Source organism: Streptomyces sp. NPDC056161 (genome assembly GCF_042268025.1).
Lineage (GTDB): Bacteria > Actinomycetota > Actinomycetes > Streptomycetales > Streptomycetaceae > Streptomyces.
This window is the reverse complement of sequence record NZ_JBHJUV010000127.1, coordinates 1-4822: the sequence shown is the minus strand read 5'-3', so window position 1 is coordinate 4822 and position 4822 is coordinate 1. Positions and strand designations below refer to the sequence as shown.

4 protein-coding genes are annotated in these 4822 nt (G+C 67.5%); 2 read left to right on the top strand and 2 right to left on the bottom strand.

The annotated features are described in order from the left end of the window. The first annotated feature begins 422 nt into the window (after positions 1-422). Positions 423-1178, top strand: coding sequence for an SDR family NAD(P)-dependent oxidoreductase (locus ACFC09_RS45710; protein WP_376539080.1), 756 nt, complete (start codon positions 423-425; stop codon positions 1176-1178). Between the two features lie 19 nt (positions 1179-1197). On the opposite strand, the gene ACFC09_RS45705 is transcribed toward ACFC09_RS45710, so the two are convergent. After that, entirely contained in the window at positions 1198-1857 is a 660-nt protein-coding gene (locus tag ACFC09_RS45705; protein ID WP_376539077.1) for a TetR/AcrR family transcriptional regulator, read from the bottom strand. A gap of 130 nt (positions 1858-1987) precedes the next feature. On the opposite strand from ACFC09_RS45705, the gene ACFC09_RS45700 reads away from it, so the two are divergent. After that, positions 1988-2935 (top strand): SDR family NAD(P)-dependent oxidoreductase, encoded by a 948-nt coding sequence (locus ACFC09_RS45700; protein WP_376539075.1) that lies wholly within the window; start codon positions 1988-1990, stop codon positions 2933-2935. Positions 2936-3015: 80 nt separating this feature from the next. On the opposite strand, the gene ACFC09_RS45695 is transcribed toward ACFC09_RS45700, so the two are convergent. Further along, the gene (locus ACFC09_RS45695; RefSeq protein WP_376539082.1) at positions 3016-4500 is read right to left on the bottom strand and encodes an IS4 family transposase; all 1485 of its coding nucleotides are present in this window, start codon (positions 4498-4500) and stop codon (positions 3016-3018) included. Positions 4501-4822 lie beyond the last annotated feature (322 nt).

Genomic DNA, 4822 nt, shown 5'->3' with positions numbered 1-4822 from the left:
GACCGACAAACCCAGACACCCGGCGGCCCTCCGCGACCACCGGGCACCCAGCCCTGCCCACACCCACCCTGACCAGGCCATATTTACGCGTCAGATGGCCTGAGTGCGAGGCACTGATGCCGCCGGTACTTGCGGGTGCCGCGCGCTGAACCACCTCGCGAAGCGTGGGCGCCGAACGGCGTACGAGGGTAACGGTGGGTCGAGGCAGGAGGGCCCAGAGGGTCCTTGGTGTCCTTGCCTCTGCAGGTGCACGGGTATACATTTCCAAACGGGTCGACCCGAATTGAAAAGTGGTGAGGGGTTGTGCTGCCCCGGCCAATGATCTCCTCGGGTCGCCTCGACCCCTCAACCTTCTGGCCTTCCATCCTCATCCGTCCGCTTCCCGGCGGGCGGGCAACACCTCACGCAGAAGAGACACCGTCATGCACAACACCCCCTCACGCTTTTCCGGCCGTACCGTGATCGTCACGGGTGCGGGTGCCGGGATCGGCCGTACCACTGCTGAGCGGCTTGTCGCGGAAGGAGCCCGGGTCATCGCCGTCGATCTCTCCGCCGAGAACCTGAACTCCCTTGCCCACGAGGCAGCAGGGGGCGGGAGCGTCGTCACCGTCCCCGGGGACCTCACGGACCAGTCCGTCATCGACGCGGCGGTAGCTGCGGGTGAGGGCCGGATCGACGGTGTGGCGAACATCGCCGGGATCTCCGACGGCTGGCTGCCGCCGCTTGAGATGGACGATCGGACCTGGCAGGGGGTGATCGACCTCAACGTCACGGTGCCCATGCGTCTGACCCGAGCCGTCCTGCCGCAGATGCTGGAGCGCGGCTCGGGCTCACTCGTGTATGTCTCCTCCGAGGCGAGCTTGCGTGCCTCGCTCGCCGGCGCCGCGTACACCACCTCCAAGCATGCACTCAACGGCTTCGTGAAATCCGTCGCTTTCTACTACGGGAAGAAGGGCATTCGGGCCAACGCCGTCGCACCGGGGGGAGTCAATACCGGCATGGACACCGCCTTCCGCTCGTCGTACGCGCAGGAGGCGACGGCGCCGGCGATCGCCGCTGCAACGCCCTCGGTCGAGCCCGGTGTGATCGCCCACCCGATACTGTGGCTGCTGTCCGATGACGCCCCGAACATCAACGGAGTCATCCTGCCCAGCGATGGCGGGTGGACGACGGTCTGAGCACGGACGAGCGCCGCCGCTACAGGGCGCCGGCCGCCTCCGTCCGCAGGCCGCGTAGGAGTACGTCGAGCAGCGGTTCCATCGACTCGGTGGTCAGATCGGCGCGGTGGGCGGTCAGCCAGTACGTGAACGTGCCGATGATCGCGTCCGCGACCGCGCCGTAGTCGGCGTCCGGACGTGTCTGACCTGCCTCCGCTGCGGCGCGGAGCCGGTCGATCAAGCCCCGGCGCTGCACCTGGGTGAAGCGTTCGTAGAGTTGCTCGGCGGTGGCCGGGTCCTCGATCGCCGCGGAGGTGACGGCCCTGATCCGGCCGGCCCTCACCGGCTCGACGAAGTCACGGGCGAGGGCGCGCGCCCAGGCCCGTACGTCATCGTCCACCGAGCCGGTGTCCGGCGGTGCGACCAGATGGAAAGGCTGCATCTGGGACTGATCGGCATCCGTGTCCAGCACCGCGTCCGCCACGACCATGCCCTTCGAGCGCCACCAGCGGTAGATCGTGTCCTTTCCCACGCCGGCCCGCCCCGCGATCGAGCCGATGGACAGCTTCTCGTAGCCCACCTCGGCGAGCAGTTCGCGAGTGGCTGCCAGGATGGCGCGCCGGGATGCCTGGCTGCGCTTGCGGCCCGGGACGGGTCGGGAGTTCTCGCTGGTCGCGGGGCGGTTGCTGGGCTCGGTCACCGGGCGAGTCTACGTCGCTGGCCAGGCCGCACGGTCCGCCTTGCCTTGGTGCCGTGCCGGAGTTACATTTCCATACGGGTCGACTCGAATCGAAATGTCGAACCCTCGTCAACGCAAGGACAGAACGGCAATGGCTCTTTTCGGCACCCCCTTCAACCGCGACACCACCGCCGACGAGGTTCTGCGCGACGTGGACCTGACCGGCCGCCGGGCCGTGGTCACCGGCGCCTCCTCCGGCGTCGGCGTCGAGACGGCGAAAGCGCTGGCGCGGGCCGGTGCCGAGGTGACCCTCGCGGTACGGAACACGGCGAAGGGTGCTCACGTAGCGGCAGAGATCGCCACGGACACCGGCAACAAGGGCGTACGGGTCGCACCGCTGGAGCTGACGGACCTGGATTCGGTACGCGCCTTCGCCGAGAACTGGCAGGGCCCGTTGCACATGCTGATCAACAACGCGGGCATCATGGCTCTGCCCGAACTCCAGCTGATCAACGGCTTCGAAGCCCAGTTCGCCACCAATCACCTCGGTCACTTCGCCCTGGCGACCGGGCTGCACGACGCGCTGGCCGCCGAGGGCGGTCGGATCGCCGCGCTCAGTTCCACCGCCCACCTGTACTCGCCGGTCGTCTTCGACGACATCAACTACGCGAACCGGTCCTACGTGCCGCTTGAGGCGTACGGCCAGTCCAAGACAGCCATCGTGCTCTTCGCCGTGGAGGCGGCCCGCCGTTGGGCAGCCGACGGCATCACCGCCAATGCCCTGATGCCGGGCGGCATCCGTACGCCCCTGCAGCAGTACGCCTTCGGCGAGGACATGTCGGCCGAGGCGCGACAGGTCTATGACACCTATCCGTGGCGCTCTGCCGCACAGGGCGCGGCCACCTCGGCCCTCGTGGCGGCCTCACCGCTCGTTGAGGGCGTTACCGGGCGTTACTTCCAGAACAGCAACGAGGTCCCGGTCATCGACCCCAAGGAACTTGCGACGAACATCGAACCGGCGGGCGTCGCCGCCTATGCGCTCGACCAGCGGGCCGCAGAGCGACTGTGGGACCTGTCCGTTGCGGCTGTGGCTGCCTGACCAGGCAGTGAACCAGCGACGGCGGGCGCCGGATCAACGCCTCGGAGCGAGAAGTGCTCCTGACCTGCAATGCCGGTGATTTAGGGCGTTTCTACAGGTGAGGACGGGTGTCTCGGGTTCCGCGTGACTTTGAGTGAGTAGCTGACGTGGTCGGGAGCGCGGGGCTCATCCCGGCGTTTGGCTTCGAAGGTGTTCCTCGGTGGCTTCTTGAGTCGTTGGCAGCGGCGGTCGCGGCGGGGCGGCAGGAGGTCGTTGAGGAGTTCCTGGACGACTTCGAGTCTGGCCGCGCGCAAGACGTGCGGGCTCGCTGCGGTCTGTCCGGCGGTCTTGAGCCGTGCGAGCTGAACTGTCGTGGTGAAAGAAATCCGGTCGGGATCGACCTCGCCCTGTTCGGCTGCGTGGACTTTGAGCGCGCACAGTGCCTGGTAGACGGTGAGGAGCGCGTAGATCTCCTGGCAGATGAGCTCGGGGGTCTTGGACCGCAGGATGAAGCCGGCGCCACGCAGGCGGTTTTTGAGTTCGGCGAAGCCGTTCTCGATCTCCCAGCGCTGGTGGTAGAGCTGGGCCAACTGCCGTGCGGGCGCGTGCCGGTGGTCGAGCAGGCTGGTCGCGAGACGGAACTTCTCGACCTGCACCTGACCGTGATGGGGCCGGATCGTGACGGTGTAGTCGACGATGCGCACGAGGTGTCCTTGGGGCAGCCCTGTCGGGGTGCGGCCGTGGAAGCGGGCGTTGCCCAGGCGCTGGCCTTCGGCCGGGGTGGGCATGACGGAGACGTACGAGCCGTCGGGCAGGACCCATAGTGGTGGCAGGATGAGGTTCTTCTTGATCCGCCAGGCGAGGTGGCAGCCGGTCGTCTCGGCCAGGCCCCACAGTTCATGGCCGGCGAAGTTGCGGTCGGCCAGCAGCAATATGCCGGGCCGCAGGGAGGCGAGCAGGCGGCGGGCGAGTTTGTGCTCACTGAACCTGGCGATCGAGTCGAAGGCCGCGTCGATGACCGCGTGGGTGCCACACTCGATCAGGGCCATCATCCTGACTTGTGGGTTGCCGCTCTTGTTGGTGCCGTCGCGGCCGGTGAATCCGAACGTGGCGGCATTCTCGGGGGTGTCCGGCACGTCCAGCGCGGTACCGTCCCAGGCGACCAGCCGCAGGCCGAAGGCGAACGCTCCTGGGGTCGTGGGTGTGGCCTGGGCACCGCACCCACGTTCGAAGAGCGCCTGGAACGGTTTTTCTCCCAGGCGCTGGCGGGCTCTGGTGAGGGCCGAACTGGTGGGCAGGCGCTGAACGAGGCCGCACGGCAGGTCCCGCAGTCTGTCGGTCAGGGTTCGCAGGACCGCCCGGTATCCCGGCGGTCCGGCGCTGTCGGAGCCGCTGAACAAGCACAGAGCCAGAACGAAGTAGACCACCGCGCGGGCCGGCAGAAGCCGTCGGCGGCGCTCGAACTTTCCGGTCAACTCCAGCACCTCGTCGACCACTTCGGGGGTGATCTCCTCAGCGAGTACGCCAAGCCGGATCCGGTCCCCGAACTGCGGCTCCCGCCCCCTTCGGGGGCTTCGAGGAGGCACCGGCCGGACCGCCGCGGTGACGGTTGAGGCAGTAGCGATGGCAGACTGAGCGCTCAACGGGGCTCCCTCGCAGACAGTCGGATCTTGGTCGATCTTCTGTCCTACTGGGAGCCCCGTTGCCCTGTCTTGAGATCATCTGGCGCATCATCAGAACGGGTCGATCGCACTATGCATCCCAGGTGCCAACTCACCCAAACCGACCGTCGCCGAGCGCTCTACCTGCACTGAGAAGCCGTCTCTCAACCGATCATGGAACGTGCGGGTCGAACAGGTTTCCCGCCGGGGTGATCTTCCCGTTGTGCGCGCATGAAGACAGGGCCTC